General features: G+C 58.0%; 11 protein-coding genes. 8 read left to right on the forward strand and 3 right to left on the reverse strand.

Annotation, left to right across the window (positions count from 1 at the left end):
* Positions 1-78: 78 nt before the first annotated feature.
* Positions 79-2,913 carry an excinuclease ABC subunit UvrA gene (gene uvrA, locus ALQ04_RS25095; protein WP_183142273.1) on the reverse strand — a complete coding sequence of 945 codons (2,835 nt, stop codon included), beginning with the start codon at positions 2,911-2,913 and terminating at the stop codon, positions 79-81.
* A gap of 140 nt (positions 2,914-3,053) precedes the next feature.
* On the opposite strand from uvrA, the gene ALQ04_RS25100 reads away from it, so the two are divergent.
* From ALQ04_RS25100 to ALQ04_RS25130, 7 genes are all read left to right on the forward strand, one after another.
* A complete protein-coding gene (locus ALQ04_RS25100) occupies positions 3,054-4,448 on the forward strand; it encodes an MFS transporter (RefSeq protein WP_122318506.1) in 1,395 nt (464 codons plus the stop codon).
* Between the two features lie 9 nt (positions 4,449-4,457).
* Positions 4,458-5,003 (forward strand): single-stranded DNA-binding protein, encoded by a 546-nt coding sequence (locus tag ALQ04_RS25105; protein ID WP_122318507.1) that lies wholly within the window; start codon positions 4,458-4,460, stop codon positions 5,001-5,003.
* A gap of 272 nt (positions 5,004-5,275) precedes the next feature.
* Positions 5,276-5,860, forward strand: a complete 585-nt coding sequence (locus tag ALQ04_RS25110) for a PAAR domain-containing protein (protein WP_122318508.1) — start codon at positions 5,276-5,278, stop codon at positions 5,858-5,860.
* On the forward strand, positions 5,860-6,432 hold the full coding sequence (locus ALQ04_RS25115; RefSeq protein WP_122318509.1) for a type VI secretion system amidase effector protein Tae4: 573 nt from the start codon (positions 5,860-5,862) through the stop codon (positions 6,430-6,432). The genes ALQ04_RS25110 and ALQ04_RS25115 overlap by 1 nt, the downstream gene beginning before the upstream one ends.
* Positions 6,429-6,845, forward strand: coding sequence for a hypothetical protein (locus ALQ04_RS25120; protein WP_122318510.1), 417 nt, complete (start codon positions 6,429-6,431; stop codon positions 6,843-6,845). Before ALQ04_RS25115 ends, ALQ04_RS25120 begins: the two co-directional genes overlap by 4 nt.
* A gap of 195 nt (positions 6,846-7,040) precedes the next feature.
* The gene (locus ALQ04_RS25125) at positions 7,041-8,087 is read left to right on the forward strand and encodes a LacI family DNA-binding transcriptional regulator (protein ID WP_122318511.1); all 1,047 of its coding nucleotides are present in this window, start codon (positions 7,041-7,043) and stop codon (positions 8,085-8,087) included.
* A gap of 185 nt (positions 8,088-8,272) precedes the next feature.
* A complete protein-coding gene (locus ALQ04_RS25130) occupies positions 8,273-9,433 on the forward strand; it encodes an L-talarate/galactarate dehydratase (RefSeq protein ID WP_122318512.1) in 1,161 nt (386 codons plus the stop codon).
* 47 nt (positions 9,434-9,480) lie between these two features.
* Here ALQ04_RS25130 and ALQ04_RS25135 read toward each other — a convergent pair whose 3' ends face one another.
* Together ALQ04_RS25135 and ALQ04_RS25140 are read right to left on the reverse strand one after the other, a co-directional pair.
* Positions 9,481-11,268 (reverse strand): IlvD/Edd family dehydratase, encoded by a 1,788-nt coding sequence (locus ALQ04_RS25135; RefSeq protein WP_122318513.1) that lies wholly within the window; start codon positions 11,266-11,268, stop codon positions 9,481-9,483.
* 43 nt (positions 11,269-11,311) lie between these two features.
* Positions 11,312-12,493 carry a fumarylacetoacetate hydrolase family protein gene (locus ALQ04_RS25140; protein ID WP_122318514.1) on the reverse strand — a complete coding sequence of 394 codons (1,182 nt, stop codon included), beginning with the start codon at positions 12,491-12,493 and terminating at the stop codon, positions 11,312-11,314.
* Positions 12,494-12,608: 115 nt separating this feature from the next.
* Between ALQ04_RS25140 and ALQ04_RS25145 the strand changes: the two genes are divergently transcribed.
* A complete protein-coding gene (locus tag ALQ04_RS25145; RefSeq protein ID WP_122318515.1) occupies positions 12,609-13,559 on the forward strand; it encodes a LysR family transcriptional regulator in 951 nt (316 codons plus the stop codon).
* Positions 13,560-13,696: the final 137 nt, after the last annotated feature.

Raw genomic sequence — 13,696 nt, forward strand, 5'->3', positions numbered from 1 at the left:
GCGCACTCACGTGGCAGGGGCTTTTTCATAACGGCAGTAGGAGCCAATTCAGTCGCGAAGGCTCTTACAAAGCATCACTCAAGCACGATCCCTGATCAGCAGCGGCTTGAGATAGTGCCCGGTATACGACTGCTCCATCTCCGCAACTTCCTCCGGCGTACCGGTGGCGATAATCTGCCCGCCCCGTGAACCGCCTTCCGGACCAAGATCCACCAGCCAGTCAGCCGTCTTGATGACATCCAGATTGTGCTCGATGACCACAACGGTATTGCCGTGATCGCGCAGGCGATGCAGCACATCGAGCAGTTGCTGGATATCGGCGAAGTGCAGGCCGGTGGTCGGTTCATCGAGGATGTACAGAGTCTTGCCGGTATCGCGCTTGGAGAGTTCGCGAGACAGTTTGACCCGCTGCGCCTCACCACCCGACAGGGTCGTCGCCGACTGTCCGAGCTTGATGTAGGAAAGCCCCACATCCATCAGCGTTTGCAGCTTGCGCGCCAGGGCCGGGACAGCATCGAAGAACTCGCGGGCTTCCTCGATGGTCATTTCCAGCACTTCATGGATGTTCTTGCCCTTGTACTTGATCTCAAGAGTTTCGCGGTTGTAGCGCTTGCTCTTGCAGACGTCGCACGGGACATAGATATCCGGCAGGAAGTGCATCTCGACCTTGATCAGGCCATCGCCCTGACAGGCCTCGCAACGACCGCCCTTGACGTTGAACGAGAACCGCCCGGGTCCATAACCGCGCGAACGTGATTCCGGAACGCCGGAAAACAGTTCACGAATCGGCGTGAACAAGCCGGTGTAGGTTGCCGGGTTCGAGCGCGGCGTGCGGCCGATAGGGCTCTGGTCGATGTCTACGACCTTGTCCAGATGCTGCAAGCCGTTGATGCTGTCGTGAGTCGCGGCTTCCAGAGTCGTTGCGCCGTTGAGCGCCGTGGCGCTGAGTGGGAACAGCGTGTTGTTGATCAGCGTCGACTTGCCCGAGCCGGAAACGCCGGTCACGCAGGTCAGCAGGCCAATCGGGATATCCAGGTTCACATTGCGCAGGTTGTTGCCACGGGCGCCCTTGAGGCTGAGCGACAGCTTCTTGTTGCGCGGCGTGCGCTTGGCTGGCACTTCGATCTTGACCCGGCCCGACAGATATTTGCCGGTCAGGGAATCCGGGTGTGACATGACTTCGTCAGGCGTACCCTCGGCGACGATATTGCCACCGTGTACGCCGGCGCCCGGACCGATGTCCACGACATAGTCGGCAAGCCGGATCGCATCTTCGTCATGTTCGACCACGATTACGGTATTGCCGATATCCCGCAGGTGCTTGAGCGTGCCCAGCAAACGGTCGTTATCGCGTTGATGCAAGCCAATCGATGGTTCATCGAGGATGTACATCACGCCCACCAGGCCAGCACCGATCTGGCTCGCCAGACGGATACGCTGCGCTTCACCGCCGGACAGCGTGTCGGCGCTGCGATCCAGGGTCAGGTAATCCAGGCCGACGTTGACCAGGAACTGCAGGCGCTCGCGGATTTCCTTGAGGATCTTGTCGGCAATCTCGCCGCGGCGTCCGGTCAGCTTCAGTTCGCCGAAATAATCGGTAGCATCGCCAATCGGCAGGTTGGTGACCGCAGGCAGGGTTTTCTCGCCGACCCACACGTGCCGAGCCTCGCGACGCAAGCGCGTGCCGCGGCAATCCGGGCAAGGCTGGGTGCCGAGGAACTTGGCCAACTCTTCACGAACGGTGGCCGACTCGGTTTCGCGATAGCGACGCTCAAGGTTCGGCACGATGCCTTCAAACGGATGCGCACGCTTGACGATATCGCCACGATCATTGAGATAGCGGAAATCGACATTCTGCGTGCCGCTGCCGTTGAGCAGGATTTTCTGCGTTTCGGCAGCCAGTTCCTTGAACGGCACTTCCAGGCTGAAATCGTAGTGCTTGGACAGCGAACCGAGCATCTGGAAGTAATAGACGTTACGCCGGTCCCAACCGCGTATGGCGCCTTCGGCCAGCGTCAGTTCGGCGTTGACCAGCCGCTTCACATCGAAATACTGCTTCACGCCAAGCCCGTCACAGGTCGGGCACGCACCGGCCGGGTTGTTGAACGAGAACAGCTTGGGTTCCAGCTCACTGATGGCATGGCCACAGATCGGGCAGGCAAAACGAGCCGAGAAGATAATTTCTTCGCCAGGCTCATCGTCCATCGGTGCGACCAGCGCAATGCCATCGGCCAGCTTCAAGGCCGTCTCGAAAGACTCTGCCAGACGCTGCTGCAAGTCCGGGCGCACCTTGAAGCGGTCGACGACCACATCAATGGAATGCTTCTTCTGTTTATCCAGCTTGGGCAGTTCATCGAGCTCAAACAGCTTGCCGTTGACCCGTGCGCGGACGAAGCCCTGGGCGCGCAGTTCCTCGAATACCGAAAGATGCTCACCCTTGCGCTCGCGAATGACCGGCGCCAGCAGCATCAGCTTGCTGCCTTCAGGCTGTGCCAGTACCAGATCGACCATCTGGCTGACGGTCTGTGCTTCCAGCGGAATGTCGTGATCCGGGCAGCGGGGTTGACCGACGCGCGCGTACAGCAAGCGCAGGTAGTCATAAATCTCGGTAATGGTGCCGACGGTCGAACGCGGGTTATGCGAAGTGGATTTCTGTTCGATGGAAATCGCTGGCGAAAGGCCTTCGATGGTATCGACGTCCGGTTTTTCCATCATCGAAAGAAATTGGCGAGCGTAGGCAGAAAGCGACTCGACATACCGGCGCTGACCTTCGGCATACAACGTGTCGAACGCCAGCGATGACTTGCCGGAGCCGGACAGGCCGGTAATAACGATCAGTTTGTCGCGCGGAAGGGTCAGGTCTATGTTTTTCAGGTTGTGGGTTCGTGCCCCACGTATCAGGATCTTGTCCACTGCGGCCTCGCTTGGCGGGCATAAACATCGGAGTATACGGCTGCATGCCATTACGCGGCAAAGCGTCGCGTATATCTCGTATATGTGCTGTACCTCGATGGGACTGGTAGAATCGCCGCCGGTTCACACGAGGTTTTTCCATGCACGATCCCTACAGCGAACGGATGAGTAGTGGCGAGACGCGCGCAGCAGGCGGTCTTGCCCTGGTGTTCGCTTTCCGCATGCTTGGCATGTTCATGGTTCTGCCGGTCCTGGCGACCTACGGTATGGACCTGGCGGGCGCGAGCCCGGCCCTGATTGGCCTGGCTATCGGTGCCTACGGGCTGACCCAGGCCGTGCTGCAGATTCCGTTCGGCATCATCTCCGACCGGATTGGTCGACGGCCGGTGATTTACCTGGGGCTGATCGTCTTTGCCCTGGGCAGCCTGGTGGCCGCCAATGCCGATACGATCTGGGGCGTCATTTTCGGACGTATCCTGCAGGGCGCCGGGGCTATTTCCGCAGCGGTCATGGCGTTGCTGTCCGACCTGACCCGCGAACAGCACCGCACCAAGGCCATGGCCATGATCGGCATGACCATCGGTCTGTCGTTCGCCATCGCCATGGTGGTCGGGCCATTGCTGACAGGTGCATTCGGCTTGTCGGGACTGTTCCTGGCGACCGGTGGCATGGCGTTGCTGGGAGTCCTCATCGTTGCGTTCGTCGTCCCGAAGGCCAATGGTCCGTTACTGCACCGTGAATCGGGCGTGGCGAAACAGGCATTGGGCGCGACCCTGCGGCATCCTGACCTGCTGCGTCTGGATTTGGGTATCTTCGTGTTGCACGCGATGCTGATGTCCAGTTTCGTCGCATTACCGCTGGCACTGGTCGAAAAAGCCGGCTTGCCCAAGGAGCAGCACTGGTGGGTCTACCTCACCGCGCTGTTGATCTCTTTCTTCGCGATGATCCCGTTCATCATTTACGGAGAAAAAAAGCGTCAGATGAAGCGCGTCCTGCTTGGCGCCGTCACAGTTCTGATGCTCGCTGAGCTATCCTTCTGGGCATTCGGCGATACGTTGCGGGCGCTGGTCATCGGTACGGTCGTGTTCTTTACCGCGTTCAATCTGCTGGAAGCTTCGTTGCCGTCATTGATCAGCAAAGTCTCGCCGGCAGGCGGCAAGGGCACGGCGATGGGGGTGTATTCCACCAGTCAGTTCCTTGGTTCGGCGGCTGGCGGCATCCTCGGTGGCTGGCTGTTTCAGCACGGCGGGCTGGACTTTGTCTTCCTCGGCGGTGCTGCCATGGCCGCCATTTGGTTGGCCTTTGCTGTTACCATGCGCGAACCGCCGTACGTGACGAGCCTGCGCTTGCCGTTGTCGGCCGAGGCCCAGCGTGAAGCAGGACTGGCTGAGCGTTTAATGTCCGTAACAGGCGTGACGGATGCAGTGGTGGTTGCCGAAGAGGCGGCCATATATATCAAACTCGATACAAAATTATTGGATCGTGCGTCTCTGGAAAAGCTGGTCAATCCGGCGCCGGAAGCGTGCGAAGCCTAGGAGAACGTTATGGCCCGTGGGGTTAACAAAGTCATATTGGTCGGCACATGCGGCCAGGATCCCGAAGTTCGCTACTTGCCTAACGGTAACGCCGTGACCAACCTGAGTCTGGCAACCAGCGAACAATGGACTGACAAGCAGACCGGCCAGAAAGTCGAAAAGACCGAATGGCACCGTGTTTCGATGTTCGGCAAGGTTGCCGAGATCGCCGGCGAATACCTGCGCAAGGGGTCGCAGGTCTACATCGAAGGCAAGCTGCAGACCCGTGAGTGGGAAAAAGACGGCATCAAGCGCTACACGACCGAAATCGTCGTCGACATGCAAGGCACCATGCAACTGCTGGGCGGCCGTCCACAAGGTGACTCGCAACAAGGCCAGGGCGGCGGCAGCTACGGCAACTCCGCGCCACGTCCACAGCAATCGCGCCCGCAATCGGCTCCGCCACAGCAGTCGTATTCGCAACAGCCACAACGCGAATCCCGCCCGGCTCCGCAACAGCAAGCGCCACAGCCAGCGGCGGATTTCGACAGCTTTGATGATGATATTCCGTTCTAGGATATAGCTCAGAACAGTATATGAAGTAATACCCTGAAGCCCCCGCAATGCGGGGGCTTCGCGTTTATTGGGGGTTGAAGTTTAGTCGTTTTTAGATGTTTCCGTTTTCCCCTAGGTATCGTAAAGCAGTGATAGTAAACGGATGCTGATATCTAGGATCCAGTCGTGTGGATGTTACGAATTGATACGATTTGCATAGTGCGTTTTACGATGTTTTAAGCAGGGACAGGTAAGATCGAAATCGTACTATCGATCAAAGAAAGGATGCTTGCATGGGACGTGAAATGATTGGAGTTGGAGCTCCGACTTCTACCGGTGGGTGTGTGCTAGAGGGTAATATAGGTATCAATATTGATAGCACAATTAGTACCTCATCCATTGGCCATATGGCTAGTTGTCCTGCATGCAGCGCAGGAAAGGGACCTATCGTTGCCGTAGGGCCAAGAACTATTACTTTGCCAGCTGGCCCGGTTGTCCTGGAAGGGGACTATGTAGCCTGTGGTTGTCCGCCTCAATCCAATACTGTGCTTGCTGGGCAGTCTACTGTTTTTGGTGGAGGCGAGCATGCTAATGCCAGTTTTGTACCTGTTGTTGCCGCCTTGGAAAAAACAAAGCTAATAAGAGAAATTTATTTTTCGTATGGCAGCAATCATGTGCCTGTTGATGCAGTGTCTCGATTTTATGTGGACTTGAATGTTCATGTTAAAACATCGGGTTATTCGCAGGGCGAAATTGTGAGTGTTAAATTCGGTGGGGACTTGGAGCGTACCTTGTCCGCAGTAGTCGGCGCTGGTGGAGTTGCTGTTATTTCTGATGTGCTCATGGATGACCGAATCGACATGGAAGGTGATGTGTAATGACTAATCTAACTGTAAGCGCGGGTGAGGTTTCAGCGTCGGTGAAGGTTAACAGGCCTCGTTATAGTGATTTGTGGGCAGCCTATGCTGAAGTCGGACTTATGAAGTCTGAAGCCGTTTATAATCTGGTAGGTGGCGAGGCTGCAGAGTTAAGGTCGCAAATGCCAGATGATTATGCAAACGCTTGTGCTCTTAGAATGAGTAGAGCTTTCAATTATGGCGGCTACAAAGTTCCACGAGGTACGATAATCAAGAATAAAAGCATTTACAGGGTGCGTGGCAGTGATGGGTTTGCTTATATTCTAAGAGTCAATGATATGATTGACTTTCTTGAGTATAACTGGGGGAAGCCTGATTTGGTTATGGCCCGGGGGGAAGATGCCTCTATGGCTGGAAAGAAGGGGCTGATTGTTGTTGAGGTTTCCGGGTGGAGTGATGCCAGAGGGCATGTGGTGCTTTGGAATGGACAGGAAACTAGCGATGGTACAGATTATCAACGCTTGGATAGCTCGTCTTGGGTGAACTCTTCAGGATCGCTTGTCAGGACGAATTACTGGGAGTTGAAAGGATGAGGCAAATTTTGCTGGCGTTGCTGTTTTTCATGGTGGGTGCAGGGAATACTGCCTATGGTGAAGCTGATGTTGCAGCCGCTAGGCTGTCTTTGAAGAATTATGGTCTTTCCTATTGTATTGCCAAGCAATTTCCAAATGATTCAGATATAAGAGCAGATATCAGTCTTGCTATCGGTACCTATGGGGTAATGGGGAGCGGTATGCATGACGTTCTTCAAAATGAAGAAACTTTGGAGACGATCCACAACCCTTACAAGGCAACGATGGATTACGTTTTTTCGGCCTATGACAAGGTTTCCGCAGGAAGCAAATATAGTAAGAAAAAAATGGTATTTTATGCTTGTCTGGCGGTGTATAACTCCCCGGAATTCGATGAGTTTATTAAGACCCAAGATAAATATATTCGACAATGACGTCATCAGTCTGGGTATGTAGTCAAGAGCTTGAATGAATTTGATGATTCTGGTTTTAAGTTCCTCATACTCCTGTGACGATCCAAACCAGCGCTCCTTGGCACAGGATTCTTTTTGAATTCTGCCGCCTGCTGATCCCCCAGCTTTGATAAATTCCCCCTCTCTACAAAATCGCACCCCAAACCCGGAAACCTCATGGCAAAAAAAACTGGCAAATCTGCGGCGGATGCGTCCCTGCCCAGGAATGCATCGAGCCTGACTCTGATCGACGTGGCCAAGGTGGCGGGGGTTTCGCCGATCACGGTTTCCCGGGCCTTGCATCGTCCGGAAGTGGTCAGCAAGGAAGCGCGGGAGAAGGTGCTGGAGGCGGTACGCAAGACGGGGTACGTGCCGAACTTGCTGGCCGGTGGGCTTGCCAGTAACAAGAGTCGGCTGGTGGCGATTTTCCTGCCGACCATTGCCAACTCCATATTTGCCGATACCGTCCAGACGCTGATGGACCGTTTGACCGAGGCCGGTTATCAGACGCTGCTGGGGCTTACCGGTTATTCAGCAGAGCAGGAAGAGAAACTGCTTGAGGCGGTGCTGGGGCGGCGTCCTGATGGCATCGTGCTGACCGGCACCTTGCACACTGAATCCAGCCGTCTGCGGCTGGCGCAGTCGGGTATTCCTGTCGTAGAGGCCTGGGACTTGAGCGAGAACCCTCTCGACATGCTGGTCGGCTTTTCCCATGAGGGAGTAGGGCAGGCCACAGCGCAACATTTGCTGGCCAAGGGTTACCAGCGTTTCTCTGTCGTGACCATCAGCGATCCCCGTGGCTTGCGGCGCTGTAACAGCCTGATCGCGGAATTGAACCGGCAAGGTATGACGCAAGTGCCGATGCAGGTGCTGACCCCGCCCGCGACGCTGGAAACCGGGCGCGAAGGGCTGCGGCAATTATTGGCCAGCTCCGCAGCACCGGATGTGGTGGTGTGCAGTTCCGACACCGTAGCCCAAGGCGTTCTGGCCGAGGCCGCCAGCAGAGGTTTGCGCGTGCCGGAGGATCTGGCGGTGATGGGCTTCGGGGATCTGAGCAGTGCTGCCCAGGTTTATCCGGCACTTTCCACGGTACGGGTCGACGGCAAGCGTATTGGTGACCAGGTCGCACAGGCGCTTCTGGAGCGCTTCAAATACCCGGCGGGCAGCGCTGATCCGGTGCGGATCGACACCGGCTTTACCTTGATCGATCGTCAGAGTACCTGACTCCGTTTTTTAAAGCCGACGAACGAGTCGTTGAATGATTGCGCAATCAGCGTAGGATCGACGGTATGGTCATAGGCTTGGTCAAGCGATGGCTTTATTTTTGGGTAGGAATGGTTGCGCAATCATTGGCCGCCTGACAATACCCCTATTCGTTCACGAATCTGGATAGCCAAGGAGACGCGCACATGCTCGCACAACAACAAAACCTCAAGTCTGGCGATGATGACCGCATTGCCTACGTCAAGGTGTCCTCGGTATTCCTGCCGCTGGCCAACCCGATCAGCGATGCCAAGGTGCTGACCGGTCGCCAGAAACCGATGACCGAAATCGCCATTCTGTTTGCCGAAATCGAAACGGTAGATGGCCACCGTGGCCTGGGCTTCAGCTACTCGAAACGCGCCGGAGGCCCGGGGCAGTTTGCCCATGCCCAGGAAATCGCCCCGGTATTGATCGGTGAAAACCCCAGCGATATCGCCAAGCTGTGGACCAAACTGTGCTGGGCGGGTGCTTCGGTTGGCCGTAGCGGCATGTCGACCCAGGCCATCGGGGCGTTTGATGTGGCCTTGTGGGATCTAAAGGCCAAGCGCGCCAACCTGTCACTGGCGCGGTTGCTTGGGGCACAGCGTGACTCGGTGCGCTGCTACAACACCTCGGGCGGTTTCCTGCACACTCCGCTGGATCAACTGATGAAAAATACCGACCTGTCCCGTGAGAAAGGGATTGGTGGCATCAAGTTGAAAGTGGGGCAGCCGGACTGCTCCATCGATATTCATCGCGTCAGCACCATACGCCAGCACCTGGGCGATGACTTTCCGTTGATGGTCGATGCCAATCAGCAATGGGATCGCCCGACGGCGCAGCGCATGTGCCGCCGTTTCGAGGAGTTCAACCTGATCTGGATCGAAGAGCCGCTGGATTGCTATGACGCCGAAGGCCATGCCGCTCTGGCCCAGCAGTTCGACACGCCGATTGCGACAGGTGAAATGCTTACCAGCGTTGCCGAGCATGCCGAGTTCATCAAGTTGCGTGGTGCTGATTTCCTGATGCCCGATGCGCCGCGAGTGGGCGGTATCACGCCGTACCTGAAGGTCGCGGCCATGGCCGAGCAGGCGGGCCTGATGCTGGCGCCGCACTTTGCCATGGAGCTGCACGTTCACCTGGCTGCCGCCTATCCGACCGAGCCATGGGTCGAGCACTTCGAGTGGCTGGAGCCGTTGTTCAACGAGCGCCTGGAAACCCGCGATGGCCGCATGCTGGTGCCGACCCGTCCGGGCCTTGGCTTGTCGTTGAGTGAACAGGTCAAGCCGTGGACCGCCCAGGTCGCAGAAGTCGGCACCCGTCCTTGAGGTTTTGGCCGCCCGGCATCGGCGAATGCCGGGCGGTCGCTTTATCGTCAGTGCGAATGCCGTGGCGCGCCGCCGCTGCGGGCAATTACCTTCATGTGCAAAGTGGCCGGCTCCAGACAGCCGCCTGTGGATAACTGTCCGACCAGTTGCCGGTAGAGTTCCTGCCAGGGTGTCTGTGATGGCGGGATATTCGGTGTCCAGGCCTGGCGGCGTTGGGCGAGTTCGGCTTCATCCACCAGCAGATTCACCGAGCGGGCATTGAGATCGACGCGCAGCAGGTCGTTGGTGCGCAGCAATGCCAGACCGCCGCCAATGGCCGCTTCCGGTGTCATGTTGAGAATCGACGGGCTGGCCGATGTCCCGCTCTGACGGCCATCGCCCAGGCACGGCAGGGAGTCGATGCCGCGTTTGATCAGCTCGGCGGGCGGGTCCATGTTCACTACTTCGGCGCTGCCGGGATACCCGACGGTACCTGCGCCGCGAATCACCAGAATGCAGCGTTCATCGATGTCGAGTGCCGGGTCGTTGATCCGTGCGTGGTAATCCTCCGGCCCTTCAAACACGATGGCGCGTGCTTCAAAACTGTTTTCCGCGCCGGGCTCCGACAGGTAGGTTTTGCGAAAGGCCTCGCCGACTACCGACATTTTCATGATGGCGCTGTCGAAAAAATTGCCACTGAGCACGATGAACCCGGCGCTGTGTTTGAGTGGCGCATCGTAGGGCAGAATCACTTCGGTATTGCTGGTGATCGCGTTACGCACGATCTCGCCGATACTCTTGCCGCTGACCGTCGCGCAATCTTCATGCAGGCGCCCGGCTTTCTGCAGTTCGTGCATCACAGCCGGTACACCGCCCGCACGATGGAAGCCTTCGCCGAGGTATTTGCCGGCGGGCATGCAGTTGACCAGCAACGGCACATCGACGCCAATGCGCTGCCAGTCGTCCAGGCTCAGATCGACGCCCATATGGCGGGCGATGGCGATCAAGTGAGGTGGGCAATTACTGGAGGCGCCCAGCGCCGAGGCCACGGCAATTGCATTCTCGAAGGCTTCGCGGGTCATGATCTGCGATGGTCGTACGTCCTGCAGCACCAGTTCACAGATCCGCTTGCCGGTGGCATAGGCCATCTGCCCGCGCTCACGATACGGGGCCGGAATGCTGGCGCATCCGGGTAACGACATGCCCAGCGCTTCGGCCAGCGCGTTCATCGACAGTGCGGTGCCCATGGTATTGCAGTGGCCCACCGAAGGAGACGCCGCAGTGGTCATTTCCATGAAGCCTTCGTAGTCGATTTCCTGGGCGGCAAGCAGCTTGCGGGCATGCCAGAGCACGGTGCCGGAGCCGATCAACTCGCCTTTGTGATGGCCGTCGAGCATCGGTCCCCCGGAAAGGACAATGGCAGGCAGGTCGGTAGTGGCGGCGGCCATCAGGCAGGCTGGTGTGGTCTTGTCACAGCCGGTGGTCAGTACCACGCCATCGAGCGGATAACCGTGCAGGATTTCTACCAGCCCCAGATACGCCAGATTGCGATCCAGGGCCGCGGTGGGGCGGCGACTCTGCTCGGCAATCGGATGGACCGGAAACTCCATGGGAATGCCGCCCGCATCGCGAATGCCGGCCTTGACCCGCTGGGCCAGTTGGATGTGATGGCGGTTGCACGGCGTCAGGTCGCTGCCGGTCTGGGCGATGCCGATGATCGGGCGGCCGGACTGCAGTTCGTCGCGGGTCAACCCGTAGTTCATGTAGCGCTCTACATAAAGAGCGGTCAGGTCGGCGTGATCGGGATCGTCGAACCATTGCTGGCTGCGGAGCGGGCGTTTTGGGGGCAGGCTCATATTTATTGTTCTCTTGTTGTCGATTGAGTCTTGAGACGCTGTGTCAGCGGGCCAGTAATCCTCGTGCCGCCAGGTTGTGCAACAGCGCGCCGATGCCAAAGCTCCAGGGCGTTGCGCTATCGGTATGGGTGACCCGATTGTGCAGCCCGCCGAGCAGCTGGCTGCTGATGCGCACCCGGTCGCCGGTTTTGTGGGTGAACCCGGCGCCGGGGTGATCGCGGTCTTCGGTGGGCGCGAACAGCGTGCCGAGAAACAGCATGAAGCCATCGGGATACTGGTGATGGGCATTGAGAGTCTGGCCAACCAGGTCCAGCGGATCGCGGCTGATCTGATTCATGGAACTGGAGCCGTTCAGCAGATAGCCATCCTCGCCACGCACTTCCAGGTCGATGACACAGTTGCGCACATCGTCGAGTCCGAAATGTTCATCGAACAGCCGGATGAACGGGCCGATGGCGCAGGACGCATTGTTGTCCTTGGCCTTGCCCAGCAACAGCGCGCTGCGACCTTCGACATCGCGCAGATTGACGTCATTGCCCAGAGTCGCGCCATGAACCTGGCCGCGACTGTTCACCGCCAGAACCACTTCCGGCTCCGGGTTGTTCCACTGCGAGCCGGGATGAATGCCGATCTGGCTGGCGCTGCCCACGGCTGACAGCACCGGCGCCTTGGTGAAAATCTCGGCATCCGGGCCAATGCCGACTTCCAGATATTGCGACCACATGCCTTTTTCGATCAGTAGCGTTTTCAGGCGCATGGCTTGTTCGGAGCCGGGTTTGACCGCCCGCAGGTTGTCGCCGATCACGTTCCGGACGATAGCGCGCACACCTTCGGCCATGGCCGCGTCGCCGCCGGCTTTTTCCTCGATCACCCGCTCGATCATGCTGGCAGCAAAGGTGACACCTGCGGCCTTGATGACTTGCAGGTCCACCGGTGCCAGCAAAAAAGGCTTCGCTGGATCGCTATGAGCGCCGGTATTGGTCAGCAGTTCTTCAACGCTGGCGATAAAGCTGCCGGGCGCGTGGGCGAGGGCTTGCAGGGGATTGTCCTGCTCAAGCAGGTCACTGAGCGTCGCGAAATGCCGGGATAGATCGAAGACGCCGTCAGCCCGCAACACGATGGGCGAAGGCCCGGCCACGGAGCCGGGAATCCAGGCACGGCCGATCAGGGTTGCGTACTGACTGTCCACGGGCAGGGTGTTTTCGGGCGTGAGGGTGATCGACATGGCGCAGGCTTCCTGAGCGATAAAAACTGCACGCTAGGTGGGCCTGTGGATAAACTCCAATGGCAAATTCTCACTTATCGATAACCTGGCGTTATTACCTTGCAGAGGGAAACCCATGTCTGACCTGTCATTCTCCAACTTCTGCAGTTGGCTCAAATTCAGGCACCTCACGCTTATCGATACCTTGGGTCGCACGCAGAACATGCACCTGGCAGCTCAGCAGATGAACCTCAGCCAGCCGGCCCTGAGCAAGATGCTCAAGGAGCTGGAAAGCCTGCTCGGCTTTGCGGTGTTCGAGCGTTTGCCGCGCAGCATGGTGCCGACCGCCCTTGGTGTGCAGGTGGTGCGTTACGCGCAACTGGCCCTGAACGACGCCCGTACCTTTGTCGAGCAGATCAATAATCTGAGCGCCGGTGGCCATGGTCATCTCAAGGTCGGCGGTATCTTTGCCGCGACCGCAGTGGTATTGCCCGAAGCCATTGTGCAGATCAAGGAGCGCTGGCCGCTGCTGGCGATTGAAGTGGTCGAACAGACCAGCGATCACCTGATGGAAATGCTCGAAGAGCGCATGCTGGACCTGGCCATCGGGCGCTTCACCGATCAGGGCCAGCAACAGCGCTACGACTTTCAGCCGCTGGCGCCCGAGCCGTTCAGCATTGTGGTCAACAGCCGTCATCCGTTGTGCGATGCCGGACCGATGACCCTGCAGCAGCTGGTGGACTGGCCGTGGATGCTGTATCCCAAAGGCACGCCGATTCGTGGACGCATGGAAGAGGCGTTCGCCAACGCCGGGGTACAGGTGCCGCGCAACACCATCGACACCATTTCCATGCAGACCTTTCTCAAGGTACTGCAGAGCGGCCCGATGATCGGCATGCTGCCCGATGCCATGGTGGCGCCGCATCTGGAAAGCGGGCTGCTCAAGACCCTGGAAACGCAAATGCACCTGACGCCGCAGTACTACGGCATCTTGACCCGCAAGGGCGATCAGCTGACCGGTCCGGCCCTGGAGTTCGCCGGAATTCTGCTGGAAAACGCGCGGCTGGCGCAGGAAAAATCGAGCTGATTCCGATAACTTCCTGTTATCGCTTAATCCAAAAATGCCATTGGGACTGAATCGATCCCTGGCATAGATTACCCATCAGCTTCTGCACGTGATCGGGTAATCGCCGCGCTTCCCGCCTTTGCATTGCCAAGGGAATG

Source organism: Pseudomonas cichorii (genome assembly GCF_003700275.1).
Lineage (GTDB): Bacteria > Pseudomonadota > Gammaproteobacteria > Pseudomonadales > Pseudomonadaceae > Aquipseudomonas > Aquipseudomonas cichorii_B.

Excerpts from the sequence above, each read along its gene's own strand:
- ALQ04_RS25100 (WP_122318506.1), top strand. The coding sequence starts at position 3,054 with ATGCACGATCCCTACAGCGAACGGATGAGTAGTGGCGAGACGCGCGCA.
- ALQ04_RS25105 (WP_122318507.1), top strand. The coding sequence starts at position 4,458 with ATGGCCCGTGGGGTTAACAAAGTCATATTGGTCGGCACATGCGGCCAG.
- ALQ04_RS25115 (WP_122318509.1), top strand. The coding sequence starts at position 5,860 with ATGACTAATCTAACTGTAAGCGCGGGTGAGGTTTCAGCGTCGGTGAAG.
- ALQ04_RS25140 (WP_122318514.1), bottom strand. The coding sequence starts at position 12,493 with ATGTCGATCACCCTCACGCCCGAAAACACCCTGCCCGTGGACAGTCAG.
- ALQ04_RS25120 (WP_122318510.1), top strand. The coding sequence starts at position 6,429 with ATGAGGCAAATTTTGCTGGCGTTGCTGTTTTTCATGGTGGGTGCAGGG.
- ALQ04_RS25110 (WP_122318508.1), top strand. The coding sequence starts at position 5,276 with ATGGGACGTGAAATGATTGGAGTTGGAGCTCCGACTTCTACCGGTGGG.
- ALQ04_RS25130 (WP_122318512.1), top strand. The coding sequence starts at position 8,273 with ATGCTCGCACAACAACAAAACCTCAAGTCTGGCGATGATGACCGCATT.
- ALQ04_RS25125 (WP_122318511.1), top strand. The coding sequence starts at position 7,041 with ATGGCAAAAAAAACTGGCAAATCTGCGGCGGATGCGTCCCTGCCCAGG.
- ALQ04_RS25135 (WP_122318513.1), bottom strand. The coding sequence starts at position 11,268 with ATGAGCCTGCCCCCAAAACGCCCGCTCCGCAGCCAGCAATGGTTCGAC.
- ALQ04_RS25145 (WP_122318515.1), top strand. The coding sequence starts at position 12,609 with ATGTCTGACCTGTCATTCTCCAACTTCTGCAGTTGGCTCAAATTCAGG.